The sequence below is a fragment of the Acidovorax sp. 100 genome (assembly GCF_003688355.1).
GTDB classification, from domain to species: Bacteria; Pseudomonadota; Gammaproteobacteria; order Burkholderiales; family Burkholderiaceae_C; genus Acidovorax; species Acidovorax delafieldii.
Genome location: NZ_REFD01000001.1, coordinates 4,407,393 through 4,429,366, shown reverse-complemented (window position 1 = coordinate 4,429,366; position 21,974 = coordinate 4,407,393). Strand labels below are relative to the sequence as shown.

At 61.4% G+C, this 21,974-nt stretch carries 23 protein-coding genes; 18 read left to right on the top strand and 5 right to left on the bottom strand.

The window, feature by feature from the left end:
- Window positions 1-29: 29 nt before the first annotated feature.
- The 18 genes from fabD (at window position 30) to nagZ (ending at window position 16,671) form a co-directional block, all read left to right on the top strand.
- Window positions 30-980, top strand: coding sequence for an ACP S-malonyltransferase (gene fabD, locus C8C96_RS20330; RefSeq protein WP_121943432.1), 951 nt, complete (start codon window positions 30-32; stop codon window positions 978-980).
- On the top strand, window positions 977-1,735 hold the full coding sequence (gene fabG / locus C8C96_RS20325; RefSeq protein ID WP_056061353.1) for a 3-oxoacyl-ACP reductase FabG: 759 nt from the start codon (window positions 977-979) through the stop codon (window positions 1,733-1,735). The genes fabD and fabG overlap by 4 nt, the downstream gene beginning before the upstream one ends.
- Before the next feature lie 103 nt (window positions 1,736-1,838).
- The gene (gene acpP / locus C8C96_RS20320) at window positions 1,839-2,078 is read left to right on the top strand and encodes an acyl carrier protein (RefSeq protein WP_003058049.1); all 240 of its coding nucleotides are present in this window, start codon (window positions 1,839-1,841) and stop codon (window positions 2,076-2,078) included.
- Window positions 2,079-2,126: 48 nt separating this feature from the next.
- On the top strand, window positions 2,127-3,371 hold the full coding sequence (gene fabF, locus C8C96_RS20315; protein ID WP_121943431.1) for a beta-ketoacyl-ACP synthase II: 1,245 nt from the start codon (window positions 2,127-2,129) through the stop codon (window positions 3,369-3,371).
- A 206-nt stretch (window positions 3,372-3,577) separates the two neighbouring features.
- Window positions 3,578-4,015 (top strand): hypothetical protein, encoded by a 438-nt coding sequence (locus C8C96_RS20310; protein ID WP_233584278.1) that lies wholly within the window; start codon window positions 3,578-3,580, stop codon window positions 4,013-4,015.
- A 6-nt stretch (window positions 4,016-4,021) separates the two neighbouring features.
- Window positions 4,022-4,648 (top strand): RNA polymerase sigma factor RpoE, encoded by a 627-nt coding sequence (gene rpoE / locus C8C96_RS20305; RefSeq protein ID WP_015013192.1) that lies wholly within the window; start codon window positions 4,022-4,024, stop codon window positions 4,646-4,648.
- Window positions 4,649-4,657: 9 nt separating this feature from the next.
- Complete coding sequence (locus tag C8C96_RS20300; protein ID WP_121943430.1) at window positions 4,658-5,308, top strand: sigma-E factor negative regulatory protein; 651 nt, start codon at window positions 4,658-4,660, stop codon at window positions 5,306-5,308.
- A gap of 194 nt (window positions 5,309-5,502) precedes the next feature.
- Window positions 5,503-6,405, top strand: coding sequence for a MucB/RseB C-terminal domain-containing protein (locus C8C96_RS20295; RefSeq protein ID WP_370107366.1), 903 nt, complete (start codon window positions 5,503-5,505; stop codon window positions 6,403-6,405).
- Window positions 6,406-6,566: 161 nt separating this feature from the next.
- Entirely contained in the window at window positions 6,567-8,036 is a 1,470-nt protein-coding gene (locus tag C8C96_RS20290; protein ID WP_121943429.1) for a Do family serine endopeptidase, read from the top strand.
- 510 nt (window positions 8,037-8,546) lie between these two features.
- Window positions 8,547-10,355, top strand: a complete 1,809-nt coding sequence (gene lepA, locus C8C96_RS20285) for a translation elongation factor 4 (protein WP_121943428.1) — start codon at window positions 8,547-8,549, stop codon at window positions 10,353-10,355.
- A complete protein-coding gene (gene lepB / locus C8C96_RS20280; RefSeq protein WP_121943427.1) occupies window positions 10,355-11,329 on the top strand; it encodes a signal peptidase I in 975 nt (324 codons plus the stop codon). Before lepA ends, lepB begins: the two co-directional genes overlap by 1 nt.
- Before the next feature lie 37 nt (window positions 11,330-11,366).
- A complete protein-coding gene (locus C8C96_RS20275) occupies window positions 11,367-11,729 on the top strand; it encodes a DUF4845 domain-containing protein (protein WP_121943426.1) in 363 nt (120 codons plus the stop codon).
- Entirely contained in the window at window positions 11,730-12,413 is a 684-nt protein-coding gene (gene rnc, locus C8C96_RS20270; RefSeq protein ID WP_056061378.1) for a ribonuclease III, read from the top strand.
- Entirely contained in the window at window positions 12,410-13,414 is a 1,005-nt protein-coding gene (era, locus tag C8C96_RS20265) for a GTPase Era (protein WP_121943425.1), read from the top strand. Before rnc ends, era begins: the two co-directional genes overlap by 4 nt.
- 92 nt (window positions 13,415-13,506) lie before the next feature.
- Window positions 13,507-14,271, top strand: coding sequence for a DNA repair protein RecO (recO, locus tag C8C96_RS20260; RefSeq protein WP_121943424.1), 765 nt, complete (start codon window positions 13,507-13,509; stop codon window positions 14,269-14,271).
- Entirely contained in the window at window positions 14,268-15,050 is a 783-nt protein-coding gene (locus tag C8C96_RS20255; protein WP_121943423.1) for a pyridoxine 5'-phosphate synthase, read from the top strand. Before recO ends, C8C96_RS20255 begins: the two co-directional genes overlap by 4 nt.
- Before the next feature lie 58 nt (window positions 15,051-15,108).
- A complete protein-coding gene (acpS, locus tag C8C96_RS20250) occupies window positions 15,109-15,516 on the top strand; it encodes a holo-ACP synthase (RefSeq protein WP_121943422.1) in 408 nt (135 codons plus the stop codon).
- 63 nt (window positions 15,517-15,579) lie between these two features.
- The gene (gene nagZ / locus C8C96_RS20245; RefSeq protein WP_121943421.1) at window positions 15,580-16,671 is read left to right on the top strand and encodes a beta-N-acetylhexosaminidase; all 1,092 of its coding nucleotides are present in this window, start codon (window positions 15,580-15,582) and stop codon (window positions 16,669-16,671) included.
- A gap of 61 nt (window positions 16,672-16,732) precedes the next feature.
- On the opposite strand, the gene C8C96_RS20240 is transcribed toward nagZ, so the two are convergent.
- The 5 genes from C8C96_RS20240 to C8C96_RS20220 form a co-directional block, all read right to left on the bottom strand.
- Complete coding sequence (locus C8C96_RS20240) at window positions 16,733-17,392, bottom strand: mechanosensitive ion channel family protein (RefSeq protein WP_121944109.1); 660 nt, start codon at window positions 17,390-17,392, stop codon at window positions 16,733-16,735.
- A 62-nt stretch (window positions 17,393-17,454) separates the two neighbouring features.
- Window positions 17,455-18,489 (bottom strand): diguanylate cyclase domain-containing protein, encoded by a 1,035-nt coding sequence (locus C8C96_RS20235; protein ID WP_121943420.1) that lies wholly within the window; start codon window positions 18,487-18,489, stop codon window positions 17,455-17,457.
- A gap of 72 nt (window positions 18,490-18,561) precedes the next feature.
- Entirely contained in the window at window positions 18,562-20,106 is a 1,545-nt protein-coding gene (lysS, locus tag C8C96_RS20230) for a lysine--tRNA ligase (protein ID WP_121943419.1), read from the bottom strand.
- A gap of 64 nt (window positions 20,107-20,170) precedes the next feature.
- On the bottom strand, window positions 20,171-20,803 hold the full coding sequence (locus tag C8C96_RS20225; RefSeq protein WP_121943418.1) for a sugar transferase: 633 nt from the start codon (window positions 20,801-20,803) through the stop codon (window positions 20,171-20,173).
- A gap of 2 nt (window positions 20,804-20,805) precedes the next feature.
- Window positions 20,806-21,972, bottom strand: coding sequence for a DegT/DnrJ/EryC1/StrS aminotransferase family protein (locus C8C96_RS20220; RefSeq protein WP_121943417.1), 1,167 nt, complete (start codon window positions 21,970-21,972; stop codon window positions 20,806-20,808).
- Window positions 21,973-21,974 lie beyond the last annotated feature (2 nt).

Genomic DNA, 21,974 nt, shown 5'->3' with positions numbered 1-21,974 from the left:
GCCGGTTTCATCATATTTCTGGATTTTTCATGAAGTCTTTTGCATTTGTCTTTCCGGGGCAAGGCTCGCAATCGGTTGGCATGCTCGATGGTTGGGGTGACCACCCGGTGGTGGCGCAGACCCTGCAGGAAGCCTCGGATGCTTTGGGTGAGGATGTCGGCCTGCTGATCAAGGAAGGCCCCAAGGAGGCTTTGGCCCTGACCACCAACACTCAGCCGGTGATGCTGGTCGCTGGCGTGGCGGCATGGCGGGTGTGGCGCGCAGAAGGCGGCGCAGCCCCGGTGGCCGTTGCCGGGCATTCGCTGGGCGAATACTCCGCTCTGGTGGCGGCTGGTGTGTTGACGCTCGCGCAGGCGGCCCCTCTGGTGCGGCTGCGTGCGGCGGCCATGCAAGAGGCGGTGCCTGTCGGCACAGGCGCCATGGCGGCCATTCTGGGCATGGAGGCTTCCAAGGTCATCGCTGGTTGTGCTGAGGCTTTGGCATCGTTCGGGCCAGGTACGGCTGAGGTGGTGGAGGCTGTCAATTTCAACGATCCGATCCAGACCGTGATCGCCGGTACCAAGGCGGGTGTGGACAAGGCCTGTGAGGTGCTCAAGGCGGCGGGCGCCAAGCGCGCATTGCCCCTGCCAGTGTCGGCGCCTTTCCATTCCAGCCTGATGAAGCCTGCGGCTGAAAAGCTGCGTATGGCGCTGGCGGAGGTTGCGCTTGCTACCCCTCAGATTCCGGTGGTCAACAACGTGGACGTGGTGGTGCAGCAAGACGTTGATGCCATTCGCGAAGCGCTCTACCGCCAGGCCTTTGGCCCCGTGCGCTGGGTGGAATGCGTGCACGCGCTGAAAGGCCGTGGTGTGACGCACATCATTGAATGTGGCCCTGGCAAGGTGCTGGCAGGCCTCACCAAACGCATCGACCCTGAACTGGTCGGCGCAGCATTGTTTGACTCGGCCACACTGGCTGAAACCCGGGAGTTGTTGGCATGACGGAATCGACCCAGACAGCAGTGCAGGCAGCGCAAGTGGCGCTGGTGACGGGTGCATCGCGCGGCATCGGTGCTGCCATTGCCCTGGAGTTGGCGGTGCGCGGCTACCAGGTGGTGGGTACAGCCACCACGGATGAAGGCGCTGCGCGCATCAGCCAGGCGCTGTCGGCTTACCCTGGTTGCCGCGGTGCCAATCTGAACGTGAACGATGTGGCTGCGGTCGAGGCCCTGATGGACGCCATCGTCAAGCAGCAAGGCGGCCTGCATGTGCTGGTGAACAACGCGGGCATTACGCGCGACACTCTGGCCATGCGCATGAAAGACGACGACTGGGATGCCGTGCTGGACACCAATCTCAAGGCGGTATTCCGCACGAGCCGCGCAGCGATCCGGCCGATGATGAAGCAGCGCTTTGGGCGCATCATCAGCATCACCAGCGTAGTGGGTGCGTCGGGCAATCCAGGTCAGGCCAACTACGCTGCGGCCAAGGCGGGTGTGGCGGGCATGACGCGCGCACTGGCCCGTGAGCTGGGCAGTCGCAGCATCACCGTGAACTGCGTGGCACCCGGTTTCATCGAGACCGACATGACCTCCGTGTTACCCGAAGACCAGCAAAAAGCGCTCAATGCGCAGATCCCGCTGGGTCACATGGGCAAGCCGGCCGACATCGCGCACGCAGTGGCGTACCTTGCCTCGCGCGAGGCTGGCTATGTGACGGGGCAGGAGTTGCATGTCAATGGCGGCATGTACATGTAGTTATTGAAAGTTAACGCCGGTTCATCCGGACGGCGGGTCGTTTAGGGGCTTCTCCTTAAGCGGCTAGAATCGCGGATTCATTCACAACCCCCAGAGGGAAACCATGAGCGATATCGAAGCACGCGTCAAAAAAATCATTGCCGAACAACTCGGTGTGGAAGAGTCCCAAGTCACCAATGAAAAGGCCTTCGTGGCAGACCTCGGTGCCGACTCGCTCGACACGGTGGAACTGGTGATGGCTCTGGAAGACGAATTCGGCATCGAGATCCCGGACGAAGACGCCGAGAAGATCACCACGGTGCAAAACGCCATCGACTACGCCAACACCCACCAGAAGGCCTGAGCGGCGCCCTGCGCCTGACTCAAGCGATCAGCAGAAGGTTTTATACGCATGAGCCGTCGTCGCGTTGTCGTGACCGGCCTGGGTTGCGTCAGCCCCGTGGGTAACACGGTGGCCGAGTCCTGGGCCAATCTCCTTGCCGGCCAGTCCGGCATTGACCTCATCACCAAGTTCGATGCATCGAACTTCGCCTGCAAGATTGCGGGAGAGGTCAAAGGTCTTGACCTGGAGTCGTACATCAGCGCCAAGGATGCGCGCGCGATGGATGCCTTTATCCACTACGGCATCGCTGCTGCAGCGCAGGCCGTCCAGGACGCAGGGCTTCCCACGGGTGAAGCGCTCAGTGAGGAGTTCGCCACACGCATTGCCTGCGTGATCGGCTCCGGCATTGGCGGCCTCCCGCTGATCGAAAACACCCACGCCGAGCTGGTCAGCCGCGGGCCACGGCGTATCACCCCATTTTTTGTACCTGCGTCCATCATCAACATGGTGGCAGGGCATGTGTCGATGCGCTTTGGCTTCAAGGGTCCCAACCTTGCCGTGGTGACTGCCTGCACGACAGGCTTGCACTGTATCGGCGAGGCCGGTCGCATGATCGAATACGGCGATGCGGACGTGGTCGTGGCTGGCGGTACCGAATCCACGGTATCTCCGCTGGGCATCGGCGGTTTTGCTGCCATGCGGGCCCTGTCCACCCGCAACGACGACCCCAAGACGGCATCCCGCCCCTGGGACAAGGATCGCGACGGTTTTGTGCTGGGCGAAGGCGCCGGTGTGATGGTGCTCGAAGAGTATGAACACGCCAAAGCGCGAGGCGCCAAGATTTATGCCGAACTCAGCGGTTTCGGCATGAGTGCAGATGCAGGTCACATGACGGCTCCCAACATGGATGGGCCCCGGCGCGCCATGCTCAGCGCGTTGCGCAACGCCGGGATCAATGCCGATCAGGTGGATTACCTTAACGCCCACGGCACGTCCACTCCTCTGGGTGACATCAACGAAACCAATGCAATCAAAGCGGCCTTGGGCGACCACGCCTACAAGACCGTTGTGAGCTCCACCAAATCCATGACGGGCCACTTGCTCGGTGGTGCGGGGGGGATTGAGAGTGTGTTTACTGTGCTGGCACTGCATGAACAAAAAGTGCCGCCTACCATCAACCTGTTCAACCAGGATCCGGAGTGCGATCTCGACTACTGCGCCAATACGGCGCGGGACATGAAGATTGATGTGGCCGTCAAGAACAACTTTGGCTTTGGCGGCACCAACGGAACGCTGGTATTCAAACGCGTCTGATTGCGCGCATATACCCATCTCGGATTCGGTGGCAATACGTATCGCTCGTGGGTCTGCGGGCGATGTGTCATTGACTGTGGTGTCCGTCCGTCATCGAGTTGGCGCTTGATTCGTCCGTCGAAGGGAGCTGTCTTGTGACGCGGCTTTCGAGACGGCCTCCCTCTGTCCAATATTCGCTGCGTCGCAGTCGGGCTCTGGGCGTACTGTTGGCTGCCTGGGTGCTTGCTGGTGGTGCCGTTTTGGTTGCCTGGATCGCTTTTGGTAGCCGTGCTGCGCATCTGTCCATCGCAGTGGCCCTGTGCTTCTGGCTGCCAGCGATGGCGGCTGTCATGCATTTTTGGTGGAGCCAAACCCGTGGAGTTCTGCAGTTCGACGGCCAAGCCTGGACGCTGAACCGAGTGGTGCCGCCCACTAGTGTGCCGCTGACGCTTTCGGCGCCCCCTGAGGTGCTTCTGGATCTGCAGGCGCATCTGTGGGTGCGCATCTTGCTCGTCGGACATCCGCCGCTGTGGTTGTGGCTGGAGCGCTCCAGTCAGCCAGAGCGCTGGATGGACTTGCGCCGTGCGGTATATTCGCGCGCCAGATCGGGCGCTGACAACGCTGACGAAACCGCCCGGCAAGCTGCCCCAGGGCGTGAATACTGAGTATCCATGACTGTAATTCCGCCTTCCCCCTCCGAAGACAGCGACCTCCAACTGGTGGAGCGCACGGTAGCGGGCGACCAGCGCGCCTATGAATTGCTGGTCATCAAGTACCAACGCCGCATCGAACGACTGATCGGGCGCATGGTGCGCGACACGGACCTGGTGCAGGACATTGCCCAGGAAACCTTCATTCGAGCCTATCGGGCGCTGCATCAGTTTCGCGGCGACGCCCAGTTTTACACCTGGCTGTACCGGATTGCTGTCAATACAGCCAAGAAGGCGCTCATGGACATGAAGCGCAACCCGGTCATTTCCGAAAATGCATTCAGGGGTTCGGAGGACGAGGATGAAACTTCCCGCCTTGGACACGAACTAACCAGCGACGAAACCCCCGAAACTGTCCTTGCGGCACAGGAAATCGCCCAGGTCGTGAATGCAGCCATGGAGGCCTTGCCCGATGATCTGCGCCAAGCTGTCACGCTGCGAGAGATCGAAGGGCTCAGTTATGAAGAAATTGCTACCGCGATGGGGTGCCCCATTGGTACGGTGCGATCTCGAATTTTTCGGGCGCGAGAAGCCATTTCGGCCAAAGTGCGCCCCTTGCTCGAAAACCAGTCGGGCAAACGGTGGTGAGGTGATTGAATGAACAAGGCACAAACAGGTATCACCGCCTCGGCGGACGTCAGCTTGACCGGCGGACGGAGCGAACAGCTATCTGCTCTGGCGGATGGTCAGCTGTACGGCGATGAGTTTGCCGATGCGCTGGCCTGGGCGGCGGAAGACGAAGGACGCGACACATGGGCGGTTTACCACCTTGTGGGCGATGCGTTGCGTTCTTCTGATTTGGCGCGGCCAGCAAATCCAGCGTTTCTGTCCCGCTTGCGCGAAGAGCTGGCCAAGGAGGCTCCGCCACAGCGTCCCCATGTTCCAGCACAGCTGGGCATCGTAGCGGCCCCTCTGCCTGTGGCTGCCAATGCTTCGGTGTTCCGTTGGAAGATGGTTGCGGGCTTTGCGTCGCTGGCCGCCGTGGCCGCCATTGGCTGGACCTCGTTTTCCCAGCTGCAGGGGGCGGGCGGAGCGGGGGCTCAACTGGCCGCGTCTTCCCCCGAGCGTGCGACGGCGCAAGGCGCGCCTGTCGTGGCTGTTGCTGATGCAGACGGCCAGCAAGTGATGATCCGGGATCCTCGATTGGATGAGTTGCTGGCGGCCCATAAGCAGTTTGGCAGTACGTCGGCCCTGCAGATGCCTGCTGGCTTTTTGCGCAACGCTACTTTTGAGACTCCTGGCCGCTGAATCGTGAACGGTATGTCTGGCGCTGAGATCGTGTGATGAACCCCTCTGGAGTTGCGAAGGTCTTTGTAAATACCCGGGTTCGATGGCTTGGCTCGCTGATAGCCGCAGCGATGTGTGGCTTGTTCATGGGGCCTGTGGCGGGGGCTCCTGCTACATCCTCTGAGTCAACTACCACTGCAGTGGCCGAGCGCGACATGGCGCAGTGGATCGAGCGTATGCACAGCGCACCGTGCAGCCGAGCCTATGCCGGAACCTTTGTGGTGTTGTCGGCCAACGGCGCCATGTCCAGCTCACGCATCTGGCACGCATGCGATGGCCAGCAACAATTGGAGCGGGTCGAATCGCTCAGTGGCACTCCACGCACGGTCTATCGCCGTAACGACGAAGTTCGTACCTTCCTGCCCCAGGCGCGCGTTGTGCGGTCAGATCGCCGCGATGCATCTGGGCTCTTTCCGCGCGTACCTGTGGTCAGCGGTACATCGATCGCCCAGTTTTACACGCCCCGCCTGCTGGGGCAGGAGCGGGTGGCTGGCTTCGTGTCGGACGTGGTCTGGTTTCAGCCTACGGATACCCTGCGTTTCGGTTATCGGCTCTGGAGCGAGCGCGAAACCGGGCTGGTGGTGAAGCTGCAGACGCTGGCGGCTGATGGTCGGGTCTTGGAGCAAGCGGCTTTTTCAGAGCTGGATCTCAATGCTCCGGTGAAGGTTGATCAGCTGACGCGTCTGATGGACTCGACGTCGGGTTACAAGGTAGTAGCACCCTCAGTGGTCAAAACTACGGCAAAGGCCGAAGGCTGGGCCTTGCGCCAGCCCGTGGCCGGGTTTGTGCCTGTCAGCTGTCACCGACGGGCGGTGTCTGACGCTCCGGATGCCTCCAGTGTCTTGCAGTGCCTGTACTCCGATGGACTGGCCTCGGTGTCGTTGTTTCTGGAGCCCTTCGACCCGCAGCGCCATCCCGCGCAGCCCCAAGTGTCCAGTATGGGGGCTACACAGCTGGTAGCCCAGCGTGGGCCGTCAGACACGTGGTTGACCGCAGTGGGAGAGGTACCTCTGCAGACACTGCGTCTTTTTGTAGGTCAGCTGGAGCGCCTGCGCTGACAGCCGCGCTGCCGATGACTGCGGGCCGCCATACCCGGTCATTTGGCGGTTTGTGTGGGCATGGAGGGCGTGACGAATGCGGGGAACCATTTGGCGTCACACTCTTCACAGTCACACACAATTCGTGAACAGCATTCGCCAAGAATCAAGAAAGGTCGAAGATGCCGAAGTTTGATGGAAGTATGTTGCGTTCGGTGGCAGTGGCATGCCTGATGGGTGGTCTGGCCACGGTCTCGGTAGCGCCCCATGCGGCGTTGGCACAACCTGCACCGCTGGTTCGGGGCTTGCCTGATTTCACCGATCTGGTGGATCAGGTGGGGCCGTCGGTGGTCAACATCCGCACCGTCGAGAAAGCGTCCAGTCGAGCCAACGCCAATGGCATGGACGAAGAGATGCTGGAATTCTTTCGCCGGTTTGGGGTACCTATCCCCAATGCTCCGCGTCAACAGCGGCCTCAACGGCCTCAACAGGAAGAAGAGGCGCAGCCACGTGGAGTGGGATCGGGTTTCATTCTGACCTCTGACGGGTTTGTGATGACCAACGCGCATGTGGTTGAAGGCGCTGACGAGGTCATTGTGACCTTGACGGACAAGCGTGAGTTCAAGGCGCGCATCGTGGGGGCTGACAAGCGCACTGACGTGGCCGTTGTGAAGATCGAGGTGTCAGGATTGCCTGCTGTGAAAGTGGGGGATGTGAGTCGCCTCCGAGTGGGCGAGTGGGTGATGGCGATCGGTTCACCCTTTGGGCTGGAAAACACGGTCACTGCGGGCATCGTCAGCGCCAAGCAGCGCGATACGGGTGACTACCTGCCCTTCATCCAGACGGATGTGGCCATCAACCCCGGAAACTCTGGCGGGCCGCTCATCAACATGCGTGGTGAGGTGGTGGGTATCAACAGCCAGATCTATTCCCGCTCTGGCGGATTCATGGGTATCTCGTTCGCCATCCCCATGGATGAAGCCATCCGTGTGAGTGAGCAGCTGCGCGCTTCGGGCCGTGTGACGCGTGGCCGTATCGGTGTCCAGATCGGGCAAGTCACCAAGGATGTTGCTGAGTCGATTGGCCTGGGCAAGGCGCAGGGCGCTCTGGTGACGGGCGTGGAGGCAGGATCGCCTGCCGACAAAGCGGGTGTGGAGGCGGGCGACATCATCACGCGCTTTGATGGCAAACCCATCGAGAAGGTGGCAGACCTGCCGCGCCTTGTGGGCAACACCAAACCAGGCAATCGCAGTTCGGTGACGGTGTTCCGTCGCGGTGCATCCCGCGATCTGGCCATCACCATCGCGGAGATCGAACCTGACAAGCCCGCCACCAAAGTAGCCGAGCGCGAGGAGAAACCCAAGGCCTCTGCCGCTGCGCAGCAGATCGGTTTGTCAGTGACGGAACTGACGGATGCCCAGAAGAAGGAACTCAAGCTCAAGGGCGGGGTGGTCGTGGCGACCGCCACGGACGCGGCAGCACGCGCTGGCCTTCGGGAAGGGGACATCATCCTGTCGGTTGCCAACACCGAAGTGGCGGGCGTGAAAGAGTTTGAATCCGTGCTGTCCAAGGCTGATAAGAGCAAGTCCATCAACGTGCTGTATCGCCGCGGCGAGTGGGCTCAGTACGCGCTGATTCGGCCCGGCAGATAAGCGCCACAAGCGAGAACGAGGATGGCCCGGAGTCGGGCCATTCCCTACTTTTCAAGGGGGCCATTGTCGGTGCCTGGTTTTTTTTGAGGGGTTGGTAGGAGACGTCCACACCAGTCTAGATGTTAGCTTTTGCTAACTTTTCAGAGGTCCATCAACCAGTTTCGATAGAATAGAGACTTGCGTTCAACGCTTATCTGCATATCGACGGACGCTCTGTTCACGATGTGGGATGTTTTTGAGCAATGCACAGTTGATCCACAGCTCACCCACAAGTTGTCCAGCGTTGTTCTTGTGCGGACTGTGTATAAACTGTGTATAAAATTCCTGTTGCACCCTGGCAACTTCCCTTGGATGCCGAGGGGCGGGCTTTTTCAGGCGGCCTTTTTGCCTACAATGAAGCTCCAACTATCGCAGTTGCCAATGATTGTTGGTTCAGGGCGCGTCGCCATTCGACGCGCCCTTTTTTCTTGTGCGCACTGTTTTAATTCAATCACTTGACGCTTTCCGTTGATGAATCACATCAGAAATTTTTCCATCATTGCGCACATCGACCATGGCAAGTCGACGCTTGCCGACCGCTTGATTCAGCGGTGCGGAGGTCTTGCAGACCGTGAGATGGAGGCCCAGGTTCTGGACTCGATGGATATCGAAAAAGAGCGTGGGATAACCATCAAGGCGCAGACCGCTGCGCTGCAGTACAAGGCTCAGGATGGGCAGGTCTACAACCTCAATCTAATCGACACGCCAGGGCATGTGGACTTCTCGTATGAGGTGAGTCGTTCGCTGTCTGCATGCGAGGGTGCGCTGTTGGTTGTGGATGCATCGCAGGGGGTCGAAGCGCAGACTGTGGCCAACTGCTACACCGCTCTGGATCTGGGTGTGGAAGTGGTGCCGGTGCTCAACAAGATGGATCTGCCCAACGCTGATCCAGACAATGCCAAGGCCGAGATCGAAGATGTGATCGGCATTGATGCCACCGACGCGATTCCTTGCTCTGCCAAAACCGGTATGGGAATCGATGAGATTCTGGAGGCGATTGTTGCCAAGGTGCCCGCACCACGTGGCAATGCCGATGGCCCGCTGCGCGCGATGATCATCGACAGCTGGTTCGACAGCTACGTGGGGGTGGTCATGCTGGTGCGTGTGGTCGATGGCCGCTTGCTCAAGGGCGAGCGCATCAAGATGATGGCCACGGGCGCGGTGTACAACGCCGACAACCTGGGGGTGTTCACGCCCGCCAACGAGCCGCGCAATTCCCTCGATGCGGGGCAGGTGGGCTACATCATTGCCGGCATCAAGGAGCTGCAGGCCGCCAAGGTGGGTGACACCATCACGCTCGAGAAGAAGCTCCCCAACAATGCAGGGCCTGCTACGGAAGCGCTGCCTGGTTTCAAGGAGATCCAGCCCCAGGTGTTCGCAGGTCTTTACCCCACCGAAGCCAGTGAGTACGACTCGCTGCGTGACGCCCTGGAAAAGCTCAAGCTCAACGATGCTTCGCTCCACTATGAGCCCGAGGTGAGTCAGGCGCTGGGCTTTGGCTTCCGCTGCGGCTTTCTCGGACTGTTGCACATGGAGATCGTGCAAGAGCGGCTGGAGCGCGAATTCGACCAGGACCTCATCACGACGGCCCCCAGTGTGGTCTATGAGGTGGTCAAGGCCGACGGCGAAGTGATCATGGTCGAGAACCCTTCCAAGATGCCTGACCAGGGTCGTCTGGAGGAAATCCGCGAGCCTATCGTGACGGTCCATCTGTACATGCCGCAGGACTATGTGGGCCCGGTGATGACGCTGGCCAATCAGAAGCGTGGCGTGCAGATGAACATGGCGTACCACGGTCGCCAGGTAATGCTCACTTACGAAATGCCGCTCGGTGAAATCGTGCTCGACTTCTTTGACAAGCTCAAATCGGTCTCGCGCGGCTACGCCTCCATGGACTACGAGTTCAAGGAGTACCGTGCCTCCGATGTGGTGAAGGTTGATATCCTGCTGAACGGAGAAAAGGTGGATGCCTTGTCCATCATCGTGCACCGTTCGCAGTCGCAGTACCGCGGCCGGGCAGTGGTTGCCAAGATGCGCGAGATCATCAGCCGCCAGATGTATGACGTGGCCATCCAGGCGGCCATTGGCGCCAACATCATTGCGCGCGAAACCATCAAGGCACTGCGCAAAAATGTGTTGGCCAAGTGTTATGGCGGCGATATCACCCGCAAACGCAAGCTTCTTGAGAAGCAGAAAGCAGGCAAAAAGCGCATGAAACAGATCGGATCGGTCGAGGTGCCTCAAGAGGCATTCCTGGCCATTTTGCAGGTGGAAGATTGATGCAATTCATGCAAATTTTGACGTCACTGGTGCTGGCTGCCTTCGTGGGCTATATTGGTGCCTGGTATACCGGAGCTATCGAGGGCAACTTTGCACTGCTTTTGTTTCTGGCGACGGTCGTCACCGGCATCTACTGGCTGGCAGAGCGCATTTATTTTCTGCCCCGGCGGCGCCGCGCGGCGCAGGCCATCGAGGACGCAGCAACTGAGCGGCGTGCAGAGCTGGATCGCATGGGCATCCAGAAGGTGGATGTGGATGTGCAGGAAGCCAAGGGCCGCATCCTCATGCAACCCTGGTGGCTGGACTGGACTGCGGGGTTGTTCCCAGTCATCGCTGCGGTGTTTTTCTTGCGCTCGTTCCTTTTCGAGCCTTTCAAGATTCCATCGGGCTCCATGATCCCAACGCTGCTTGTTGGCGACCTGATTTTGGTGAATAAATTCACCTATGGCATTCGACTGCCTGTCATCAACACACGGTTGACCGAGGGATCCAGGCCCGTTCGCGGCGATGTTCTGGTGTTCCGCTATCCACCACAGCCCAGCATGGACTACATCAAGCGTGTGGTAGGGGTGCCGGGCGATGAGGTGGCCTACATCAACAAGCGCCTCACCATCAACGGTAAAGCTGTTGACACGAAGGCGTTGCCCGACTTCTTTGAAGAAGACTCCATGCGTTACTTCAAGCAGTTTGAAGAGCAACTGGGTGATCAGCCGCACCGGTTGCTGAACAATCCCGATGTGCCTGCTTTTGTACAAGGCGCCAGCAATTTTGCTTATCGCGAAAACTGCCGCTACAGTGTAGAAGGTGTCACTTGCAAGGTGCCGGCGGGGCACTATTTCATGATGGGCGACAACCGCGACAACTCGCTTGATTCCCGTTACTGGGGGTTTGTGCCCGAGGGCAACATCGTGGGCAAGGCCTTTTTTGTCTGGATGAATTTCGGTAATCTCAAGCGCATTGGCTCGTTCCATTGAGTGCGGGTGATTGCAAATAACATTGAGGGGGTCATTGATGAAGATATATCGCACTGCAAGCCGCTCAAGCCAACGCGGGCTGTCGTTTTTTGGACTGATTTTTGTGGGACTGATTGCCGTGGCTGTATTTGCCATTGGGGGACAGTCGGTGCCGATTTTTCTGGAGTACAGCGCTGCGAAGAAGGCCATCGAGAAAGCCAAGGTGGAGAGCACGGTGCCGGGTGTGCGCGCTGCTTTCGACCGAGCTGCAGCGATTGACGACATCAGATCGATCAAAGGCTCTGACCTAGAAGTGACGAAGCGTGGCGATAAGGTGATCGTGTCGTTCAAATACTCGCGCGAAATTCCCCTGGCAGGGCCAACCTATCTGGTCTACCGCCTCGAAGCGCAGACGAATTAGGTGCAGCCCGGTCTTTTAGCGCTGCAGGATCGCCTGCAGCATGTGTTTGCCGATCCTTCACTGCTCCAGCGTGCCACCACACACCGCAGTTTCTCTGCGGACCATAACGAGCGGCTTGAATTTCTCGGCGACTCGGTTTTGAACCTGGCGGTGGCCAGCCTGCTGTACCAGCGTTTGTCTGAGTTGCCCGAGGGGGATTTGTCGCGGGTGCGGGCCAATCTGGTCAAGCAGGACACGTTGCACCAGTTGGCGGTGCGACTCAAAGTCTCAGAGGTACTGCGCCTCGGAGAGGGTGAGGCGAAATCAGGGGGGCAGCAGCGCCCCTCCATTCTGGCGGACGCGTTGGAGGCCCTGATTGGGGCGGTGTATCTGGATGCCGGCTACACCAGCGCAGAAGCGCTGGTGCACCGTCTTTTCCAGGGCGTGGAGATCAACCCGCAGATGCAGGCAGCATCCAAGGACGCCAAAACCGCGTTGCAGGAGTGGCTCCAGGGCCGCAAAATGAGGCTGCCGCAGTACAAGGTGGTCGCGACGGTGGGTGCGGCCCACCGCCAGACCTTTGACGTCGAGTGCGATATTCCCGAACTGGGCCTGACCGAGCGTGGCATCGGCGGTTCCCGCAGGGCAGGCGAGCAAGCCGCCGCCGCGGCCATGCTGGCCACATTGAAAGCAAAGAATTTATGAATGACGCTACCAAAGATGTAGCTCCTGACCAGGGTGCTGAAAGCGCCCCGGTGCAAAACGATCTGGAAGCCATGCTGGCTGCTGCGGGGGCTCCGGCGGCTGTGCCCGGCCAACGCTGTGGTGTGATCGCCATTGTTGGCAAGCCCAACGTGGGCAAGTCCACCCTGCTCAATGCCCTGGTGGGGCAAAAGATCAGCATCACCTCGCGCAAGGCGCAGACCACGCGCCACCGCATCACGGGCATTCGCACCCTGGACCAGACGCAGTTCATTTTTGTGGACACCCCTGGCTTCCAGACCCGGCACGCCACCGCACTCAACAAGTCGCTGAACAAGACGGTGATGGGCGCGATTGGCGACGTGGATCTGATCCTTTTTGTGGTGGAAGCCGGCAACTTCACGCTGGCGGATGCGAAGGTGCTTTCGCTGTTCAAGCCGGGCATTCCCACGCTGCTGGTGGCCAACAAGCTGGACATGGTGCACCGCCGTGCCGAGCTGGCCCCCTGGCTCAAGAGCATGCAGGAGCGCCATTCGTTTGCCGAGTTCGTGCCCATGTCGGCCAAGAACAAGGGCGACATCGAGCGTTTGTTTGGCATCTGCACCAAATACCTGCCCGAGCAGGCCTGGTGGTATGGCGAGGATGAACTGACCGACCGCAGCGAGAAGTTCCTGGCCTCTGAAACCGTGCGCGAGAAGCTGTTTCGCTTCACGGGCGACGAACTGCCCTACACCTCGACCGTGGTCATCGACAAGTTCGATGAGGAAAAGAGCAAGCAGCACAAACGCCTGGTCAAGATTGCCGCCACCATCGTGGTGGAGCGTGACAACCACAAGATGATGGTCATTGGCGACAAGGGCGAGCGCCTGAAGCGCATTGGCACCGAGGCCCGCCAGGAGCTGGAAAAGCTCATGGACGCCAAGGTGTTCCTGGAGCTGTGGGTCAAGGTCCGCTCCGGCTGGGCCGATGACGAAGCCCGGGTCCGCTCCTTCGGCTACGAGTAAGCCCCGAAAGCTGACTTCCCCGTCTTCCTGCGCACACACCCCGCAGCAGGCGTCACGGGCGATCCCTCCGTACCATTCATCCCCGCAGCACCGTGGCCGTAGCCAAGCGCATTTCTGATGAACCTGCGTTCGTGCTGCACAGCTACAACTGGAGCGAATCCAGCCTGATCCTGGAGGTCTTCTGCCGCCAGCAAGGGCGGACCGCACTGGTGGCCAAAGGGGCCAAGAAGCCCAGCTCCAACTTCCGCCCGGTGCTGCTGCCGCTGCAGCCCTTGCTGGTGACCTACACGCTCACGGGCGATGGCCATGCGGACATCCACACGCTCAAGGGCGCCGAATGGGTGGGGGGGCATGTGATGCCCACGGGCGATGCGCTGCTGTCGGGCATGTACCTCAATGAACTGCTGCTGCGCCTGCTGGCGAGGGCAGACCCGCACCCGGCATTGTTTGATGCCTATGCAGGGGTGGTGCGCGTGCTGGCCAGTGAGCATGGCGATGCGCTCGAGGCGGTGCTGCGCAGTTTTGAGCTGCTGCTCCTGCGCGAGATCGGCCTCTTGCCGGGACTGGACGTGCAGACCATGACCTTCGCCCCCCTGGAGCCGGGCACCCGCTACACCCTGGTGCCCGAAGGCGGCTTGCGTGCCGCGTCGGCAGCGGACCGCGCAGGCCTGCTGGGCAGCCAGTGGCGGGCCCTGCAGCATGGGCTGGATGATGTGGCCAGCTACACCGCCACCTTGCGCGCATGTGCCCCCGTGGCGACCGAACTCAAGCCGCAGCTGCGTGCCCTGCTGCAATACCATTGCGGCAGCTCGACGCTGCGCACCCGCCAGCTCATGATTGATTTGCAGGCCCTATGAATCCATCCTCTCACTCTCCCCAGCGCACCGCCTTGTCCGTCAACGTCAACAAGGTGGCCTTGGTGCGCAACACGCGACACCTGGGCATTCCCAGCGTCACCCGCGCGGCCGAGTTGTGCCTGCAAGCGGGTGCGCAGGGCATCACGGTGCACCCCCGGCCCGACGAACGGCACATCCGCGGCCAGGACGTGCATGAGCTGGCAACACTGATAAAGGCCTGGCCCGACCGCGAATACAACATCGAGGGCAACCCGTCGCAGAACCTGATGGATTTCATTCGCCAGGTGCGCCCCCAGCAGGCGACTTTTGTGCCCGACAGCGAGGACCAGTTCACCAGCGACCACGGCTGGAGCTTTCCGCAAGATGCCGAGCGCCTGGCGCCCCTGGTGGCCGAATGCAAGGCACTGGGTGTGCGCGTGAGCCTCTTCATGGACCCGGTCCCCGAGCAAATGGCAGCGGCCAAGGCCGTGGGAGCCGACCGGGTGGAGCTGTACACCGAGCCCTATGCCGCCGCCTGGGGCTCGGCACAGCAGGCGGCCGAGCTCAAACGCTATGCCGCAGCCGCCCAGGCCGCGCTGGACGTCGGATTGGGCGTCAACGCTGGCCATGACCTCAACCGGGACAACCTTGCGGCTTTTGTGCGCGAAGTGCCGGGCGTTCTGGAGGTCTCGATTGGCCATGCGCTGATTGCCGATGCACTGGAGCTGGGCTACGCCGCAACCGTGCAAGCGTACCTGGACTGCATTGCCCAGGGCTTTGTGGGTGCTGGGAACTCCTGATTTGATAGCTGCAGAGGCATGTTTCACTAGCGCTTCTAGCCATTTTGATTGAAATTTCATGATCTACGGCATCGGCACCGACATCTGCGACGTGCGCCGCATCGCGGCCAGTCTGGCGCGCCACGGCGATCGCTTTGCTGAAAAGGTGCTGGCCGAGGGCGAACTGGCCACCTGGCGTGAACGCAGCGCGCGCTGGCCCGACCGGGGTTTGCGCTACCTGGCTACCCGGTTCTCGGCCAAGGAGGCTTTCAGCAAGGCGATCGGTCTGGGCATGCGCATGCCGATGACCTGGCGCCATTGCGAGGTCGCCAAGCAACGCAGCGGTCAGCCTGTCATCGTGCTGCACGGCGCGCTCAAGGAATGGTTTGAGGCCCAAGGCTTGCAGGCGCACCTGAGCGTGACCGACGAAACCGACTACGCCGCCAGCTTCTGTGTGGTAGAAAAAATCCAAACCAAATTACCTTGAAGCGCATGATTCATATGTGCTGATAGCTATCAATTGAGTAGCAATTGACCCTTGAAACGTCCCATGACTGAACACGCACCCCTGATCCTCGACGTCGCTGGCACCACCCTCAATGCCGATGACCGCCGCCGCCTGGCGCACCCACTCACGGGTGGTGTCATCCTGTTTGCCCGCAACTGGGAAAACCGCGCACAGCTGCTGCAGCTCACCAGCAGCATCAAGGCCGTGCGCGACGACCTGTTGATCTGTGTGGACCACGAAGGCGGCCGTGTGCAGCGCTTTCGCACCGATGGTTTCACCCACCTGCCGCCCATGCGTGCGCTGGGAGAGATGTGGATGGATGACGGCAAGGGCGCCAAGGCTGTGCCCGGCAGCGGCGCCCTGCGCGCCACCAATGCGGCCACGGCGGCGGGTTATGTGCTGGGTACCGAATTGCGCGCCTGCGGTGTGGACTTCAGCTTCACGCCCGTGCTCGACCTGGATTGGGGCGAAAGCGGAGTGATCGGAGACCGGTCCTTCCACCGCGACCCCCGTGTGGTGGCGCTGCTGGCCAAGAGCCTCATGCACGGCCTGCTGCAGGCGGGCATGGCCAACTGCGGCAAACACTTCCCTGGCCACGGCTTTGTCAAGGCGGACTCGCACACCGAGGTACCCGTGGACAAGCGCAGCCTCAAGGCCATCCTGGCCGACGATGCGGCGCCTTACCCCTGGCTCAGCAGCACGCTCACCAGCGTGATGCCGGCCCATGTGATCTACCCCAAGGTGGACAGCCGCCCCGCCGGTTTCTCGCAGCGCTGGCTGCAAGACATCCTGCGCCGCGAGATGCGTTTTGACGGCGCGATCTTCAGCGACGACCTTAGCATGGAAGGTGCCCGCCGCCTGGACGGCCAGGTGGTCAGCTACACCGATGCCGCCGTGGCGGCGTTGGAAGCGGGTTGCGACCTGGTGCTGCTGTGCAACCAGAGCGTGGGCGATGGCAAGGCGGTGGACGAACTCATCACGGGCCTCGACAACGCCCGCAACCAGGGGCGCTGGCAACCCAGTGTGGACAGCGAGTCCCGCCGCCTGGCGCTGCTGCCCGAAACCCTGCCGCAAGCCTGGGATGAACTGATGTACCAGCCTGCCTACCTGCAGGCGCTGGACCTGTTGCCCTGACCTGCGTGTGGTGGTGTGTCGGTACGGCGCCACACCCCTTGCGGTGCCGCGTGGTTACCCGCTAGGGCGTGTTGAAGGGCCCTGGCGTCACAGGCGTCGGTGCGGCTGGTGAGGCATTGGCTACCGCATCCGCAGTGGCCGCAGGCGGGGCAGGGGGCGGCGGTACCCCCTGAAACCTGCGCACCACGCGCTGGAACACCAGCGCATTCGGAATCTGCAGCCAGGCCGTGTGACCGGTGGCTGCGCCGTGGTCTTCCAGCGTGGTGTAAAGCAGGTTAATGTCCACCACGCGCCCCTTGGCGCCAGGCTTCTCTGCGGTGTCCAGCACCTCGATGTAGTCGCCGATCTTGAAGGGCCGCACGGTGAAGATCAGCAGCGCACAAAACAGGTTGGACAGCACGCTCCAGGCCGCGAAGAACGCGACGGCACCCACAGTGGCAAAACCAGTGAAGGCGGTCCAGAGCACCGTGGCGGACACCCCCATGCGCTCCAGCACCAGCAGCACGGCGCTGGCAATGATGAGCCAGCGGATCAGGCCGTTGATGGGCACCAGCAGTTCATTGGGCAACTGGTAGTGGGCGCTGGCACGGCGCACCAGGCGCCTCAGTGTGCGCTGCAACAGCCAAGCGACAAACAGAATCAGCAGGATCTGCGAGCCAGGGATGATGACCTCAAGCCAGTCCTGCATCCACTCGGGCAGTCGGGTTTTCAGAACTTGCATGCGGGAGACGGCGGTACGGGCGTTGCGTTCGGTCGCGTCGAACGAGAAGAAGTGGAAGAAACTCAATTGCGCAATTGCTCCACGGTGTCCATTTGCATTTCAAAACTGAAGAAGCGGTTGCGGCCCTGGGCCTTGGCGGCATAGAGAGCCTGGTCGGCCCGCATGATCATGCTCTCGGCGTTGGTGCTGTCGTCGGGCACGCAGGTGGTGATGCCACCCGACAGGGTCAGCGTGTCGCCCAGTGGGGAGTCTGCGTGTGCAATGGCGCGCACCTTGAGCAGCTGCCCCAGGGCGCGTGCAAAGGTCATAGCGCCAGAGCGGGGCGTGTTGGGCAGGATGAGTGCGAACTCTTCCCCCCCGTAGCGCGAGGCCACGTCCCGGGGGCGCACACAGACCTCGCGCAACAGTCGGCCCACCTCTTTCAAGCAGGCGTCTCCTTGCACATGGCCGCTGGCGTCGTTGAAAAGCTTGAAGTGGTCCAGATCGCACAGCATCAGCGTGAGCGGCGTGCCGTCGCGTCGCGCAGCCATGATCTCGTTGTGCAGGATGCGGTCAAACCCGCGGCGGTTGACGAGGCCCGTGAGCGCATCGATTTCCACCATCTCGTTGAGCCGCTGGTTGGCGACATGCAACTCGGCCGACATCGACACCAGCCGTCGGCGCATGTCCAGCAACCGCCGCATGGCGCGCAGCTTGGCCATCAGCACGATGGGCTTGACGGGTTTGACCAGGTAGTCGTCGCCCCCCACCTCAATGCCGCGCCACACATCCAGTTCGTTGTCCAGGCCCGACAGGAAGATGATGGGCGTCCAGTCCCCCGCCTCGCTCTCACGCATCTGCTGCGCCACCCAGTAGCCATCCTGGCCCGGCAGCTTGATGTCCAGCAGCACCAAATCGGGCCGGTGGGTCTTGAACAGATGCAGCGCAGCCGGGCCCTCGGGTGCCTCGAAGATGTCTGACACCCCCGCCCGCCGCAGTTCGGCCACTAGCGCCGCGCGCACGGACCCCTGGTCTTCGACCACCAGTACCGAAAAAGCATTGCCCGAAGGCAGGGGCTCGTTGGCAGGGTAGGGCGCGTTGCTGGAGCTGAAGGGCACGGTATGTCTCCTTGGTGCCTGGTGACCGGTAGAGGGGGCGGTCGCAGACCGCCCTCCGACGCAAATCAGGCCTCAGGACTCGCGGCGCAGCGCAGGGAACAGAATCACGTCGCGAATGCTGGGGCTGTCCGTCAGCAGCATCATGAGGCGGTCAATACCAATACCGCAACCCCCCGTGGGTGGCATGCCGTACTCCAGTGCGCGCACGAAGTCGTGGTCGTAGAACATGGCTTCGTCGTCGCCACTGTCTTTGGCGGCCACCTGGGCATGGAAGCGTGCGGCCTGGTCTTCGGCGTCGTTCAGCTCGCTGAAGCCGTTGCCGAACTCGCGGCCGGTGATGTACAGCTCAAAGCGCTCGGTCACCTCGGGGCGGGTGTCGTTGGCACGTGCCAGGGGCGAAATTTCGGTGGGGTGTTCCATGATGAAGGTGGGCTGCCACAGCTTGTCTTCCACCGTTTCTTCAAAGTACAACACCTGCAGACTGGCCAGCGTGCGGGTCGAGAGCTTGTCCTTCTCTTCGGTCATGCCCAGCTTCTTCAATGCGCTGATGAGCCAGGCGGCATCGTCCACATGGGCACCGGCCTCGGTGTACTGGAAGATGGCTTCGCGGATGGTCAGGCGCGCAAACGGCTGGCTCAGGTCCACGGCGCGCCCACCGTAGCTCAGCTGCAGCGAGCCCGTGGCCTTCAGGGCCACTTCACGGATCAGCGTCTCGGTGAAGTCCATCAGGTCCAGGTAGTTCCAGTACGCCGCGTAGAACTCCATCATGGTGAACTCGGGGTTGTGGCGCACCGAGATACCTTCGTTGCGGTAGCTGCGGTTGATTTCGAACACGCGCTCGAAGCCGCCCACGATCAGGCGCTTCAGGTACAGCTCGGGCGCGATGCGCAGGTACATCTCCTGCTCCAAAGCATTGTGGTGCGTCACGAACGGCTTGGCATTGGCACCGCCCGGGATGGGGTGCAGCATGGGCGTTTCGACTTCGAGGAAGCCGTGGCTCACCATGAACTCGCGCAGGCCGCTCACGGCCTTGCTGCGGGCCACGAAGCGCTTGCGGGCCTGCTCATCGGTGATCAGGTCCACATAGCGCTGGCGGTACTTCTGCTCCTGGTCGGCCATGCCGTGAAACTTGTCGGGCAACGGGCGCAGGCTCTTGGTGAGCAGGCGCAGGCTGGTCACCTTGACCGACAGCTCGCCGGTCTTGGTCTTCATCAGCAAGCCTTCGGCACCCACGATGTCGCCCAGATCCCAGTGCTTGAAGGCCGCATACAGCTCTTCGCCCACAGCGTCACGGGTCACATAGAGCTGTATACGCCCACCCACTTCGCCCAGCGAGCCATCCTGGATCGTGGCGAAGCTGGCCTTGCCCATCACCCGCTTGAGCATCATGCGGCCGGCCACAGACACATTCACCGGCGTGGCTTCCAGGGACTCGTTCGTGGCAGCGCTGTGTTCCAGGTGCAACTGGGCAGCCTTATGGCCGGGCTTGAAGTTGTTGGGAAAAGCAACGCTACCGCCGTTGGCCTGGGCTTCGCGCAGAGCGCGGAGCTTTTCGCGGCGCTCGGCGATGAGCTGGTTGTCGTCCTGAGGTGTGGGGGCGTGGATTTGGTCTGACATAGGTGCCGTCGGTGCGGAGCGTGGAGTGGAGGGCTGCGTTCAGCCGAACCATTGATTTTATCGGCTACGCACTGCCTGAAGGTCCTCGGCCCCTGGACGAGTGGTAGCCCCAAAGCGCGGATATGGTTCTGACGATGATTTTCAGATCCGCCCACAGCGTGTGCGAGCGGGCGTACTGCGCCGCGTAGCGCAACTTGATGGGGAGAATCTCCTCTACGTATGTGCGCTCAGGGTCGCTGCTTTGGCCCAGCAAAGTGCTTTCGTCGCGGAATTCGATGGATGCGTGGTCTGTGATGCCCGGCCGCACGCTGAGTATCAGCTCCCGCAGGTCACCGGGGTATAGCGCGACATAGTGAGGCACCTCAGGCCGCGGGCCAACGAGGCTCATCTGGCCCAGCAGCACATTTACCAGCTGCGGCAGTTCATCTGCTTTGGTACGCCGCAGCCAGTAACCAGCGCGCGTAATGCGGGCGTCGGCACCGATCGTAATGGCGAGGCCATCTGCTTCTGCACGCTGGCGCATGGTGCGAAACTTGTAAATGTGGAACAGCTTGCCTGCGCGTCCTACGCGCTGCTGGCGGAACACCACGGGACCAGGTGAGTCGCACACCACCCACAGCGCCACCGCCAGCAGCAAGGGCGTGAGCACCAACAGCCCAAACGCAGCACATACCAGGTCGAACAGCCGCTTGGGCATGGTCAGCCCAGCACCTCGTGCAACGCTGCAATCACACGCTCCTGGTCGCTGTCGCTCATCGCGGTGAACAGGGGGATGCTGATCATCGCCTGGTAGGCCGCATCGGCCACAGGAAACATCGTGGGGGTCAGTTGATACCGGTCCCGCCAGTATGGGTGTCGGTGCAGTGGTACGTAGTGCACGCTGGTACCGATACCTCGATTCGACAGTGCCTGGATGACCTCGTCGCGCCCCAGCGGCGCATCTGCCTTTAGCCGGATGACATACAGGTGCCAGGCATGGGTGTCGCCGTGCTGCGCATGTGCGGGCAAGGTGAGCGGCAGGTGCGCCAGCTGCTCGTCATACCGGTTGGCAAGGGTTTGACGCCGTTGCACGAATTGCGGCAACCTTTTCAGTTGTTTTACGCCCATGGCGGCTGCCACATCCGTCATGTTGTATTTGAACCCCGGCGCTACGACCTCGTAATACCACGCCGGGGTTTTGGAAGTGAAGCGGTCAAACGCATCGCGGTTCATACCATGCAGACGCATCACGCGCATGCGCTCGGCCAGGGCGGCATCGCGCGTCACGGCCATGCCGCCTTCGCCAGTGGTAATGGTCTTATTAGCATAGAAGCTAAACACAGTCACATCGGACCGTAGTTGCCCCACCAGCGTGCCGCGCCAGGTGGTGGGTAGCGCATGGGCAGCGTCTTCCACCACCTTCAGGCCATGCTCTCTGGCAATAGCCAGGACCGCATCCATGTCGCACGCCAGACCGCCGTAGTGCACTGGAATGATGGCTTTGGTGCGGGGCGTGATGGCGGCACGGATTTTGGCGGGGTCGATGTTTAGCGTTACCGGGTCCACGTCCACTAGCACTGCGTCGGCCCCCAAGTAGCGCACCACCTCCGCCGTTGCAGTGAAGGTGAGCGTGGGCGCAATCACCTCGTCCCCCCGGCCAATGCCCAGCGCTTCTAGCGCTAGGTGTAGCCCGGCCGTGGCCGAATTGACGGCCACGCCCCGTAGTTCGCCACCCAGGTAGTCCACAAAGCTCTGCTCAAACTGGCGCGTAACGGGGCCGGTGGAGACCCAACCGGAGCGCATGACCTCGGTCACGGCGGCGATTTCGGCGTCGCCGATGTCGGGGCGAGCGAAGGGGATGAAAGGAGCTGAAGGTGCTGTAGACATGG

Excerpts from the sequence above, each read along its gene's own strand:
- lepA (WP_121943428.1), top strand. The coding sequence starts at position 8,547 with ATGAATCACATCAGAAATTTTTCCATCATTGCGCACATCGACCATGGC.
- era (WP_121943425.1), top strand. The coding sequence starts at position 12,410 with ATGAATGACGCTACCAAAGATGTAGCTCCTGACCAGGGTGCTGAAAGC.
- nagZ (WP_121943421.1), top strand. The coding sequence starts at position 15,580 with ATGACTGAACACGCACCCCTGATCCTCGACGTCGCTGGCACCACCCTC.
- fabD (WP_121943432.1), top strand. The coding sequence starts at position 30 with ATGAAGTCTTTTGCATTTGTCTTTCCGGGGCAAGGCTCGCAATCGGTT.
- C8C96_RS20295 (WP_370107366.1), top strand. The coding sequence starts at position 5,503 with ATGGCGCAGTGGATCGAGCGTATGCACAGCGCACCGTGCAGCCGAGCC.
- C8C96_RS20275 (WP_121943426.1), top strand. The coding sequence starts at position 11,367 with ATGAAGATATATCGCACTGCAAGCCGCTCAAGCCAACGCGGGCTGTCG.
- lysS (WP_121943419.1), bottom strand. The coding sequence starts at position 20,106 with ATGTCAGACCAAATCCACGCCCCCACACCTCAGGACGACAACCAGCTC.
- C8C96_RS20220 (WP_121943417.1), bottom strand. The coding sequence starts at position 21,972 with ATGTCTACAGCACCTTCAGCTCCTTTCATCCCCTTCGCTCGCCCCGAC.
- fabF (WP_121943431.1), top strand. The coding sequence starts at position 2,127 with ATGAGCCGTCGTCGCGTTGTCGTGACCGGCCTGGGTTGCGTCAGCCCC.
- C8C96_RS20225 (WP_121943418.1), bottom strand. The coding sequence starts at position 20,803 with ATGCCCAAGCGGCTGTTCGACCTGGTATGTGCTGCGTTTGGGCTGTTG.
- C8C96_RS20290 (WP_121943429.1), top strand. The coding sequence starts at position 6,567 with ATGCCGAAGTTTGATGGAAGTATGTTGCGTTCGGTGGCAGTGGCATGC.
- C8C96_RS20255 (WP_121943423.1), top strand. The coding sequence starts at position 14,268 with ATGAATCCATCCTCTCACTCTCCCCAGCGCACCGCCTTGTCCGTCAAC.
- C8C96_RS20300 (WP_121943430.1), top strand. The coding sequence starts at position 4,658 with ATGAACAAGGCACAAACAGGTATCACCGCCTCGGCGGACGTCAGCTTG.
- C8C96_RS20240 (WP_121944109.1), bottom strand. The coding sequence starts at position 17,392 with ATGCAAGTTCTGAAAACCCGACTGCCCGAGTGGATGCAGGACTGGCTT.
- acpS (WP_121943422.1), top strand. The coding sequence starts at position 15,109 with ATGATCTACGGCATCGGCACCGACATCTGCGACGTGCGCCGCATCGCG.
- rpoE (WP_015013192.1), top strand. The coding sequence starts at position 4,022 with ATGACTGTAATTCCGCCTTCCCCCTCCGAAGACAGCGACCTCCAACTG.
- acpP (WP_003058049.1), top strand. The coding sequence starts at position 1,839 with ATGAGCGATATCGAAGCACGCGTCAAAAAAATCATTGCCGAACAACTC.
- fabG (WP_056061353.1), top strand. The coding sequence starts at position 977 with ATGACGGAATCGACCCAGACAGCAGTGCAGGCAGCGCAAGTGGCGCTG.
- lepB (WP_121943427.1), top strand. The coding sequence starts at position 10,355 with ATGCAATTCATGCAAATTTTGACGTCACTGGTGCTGGCTGCCTTCGTG.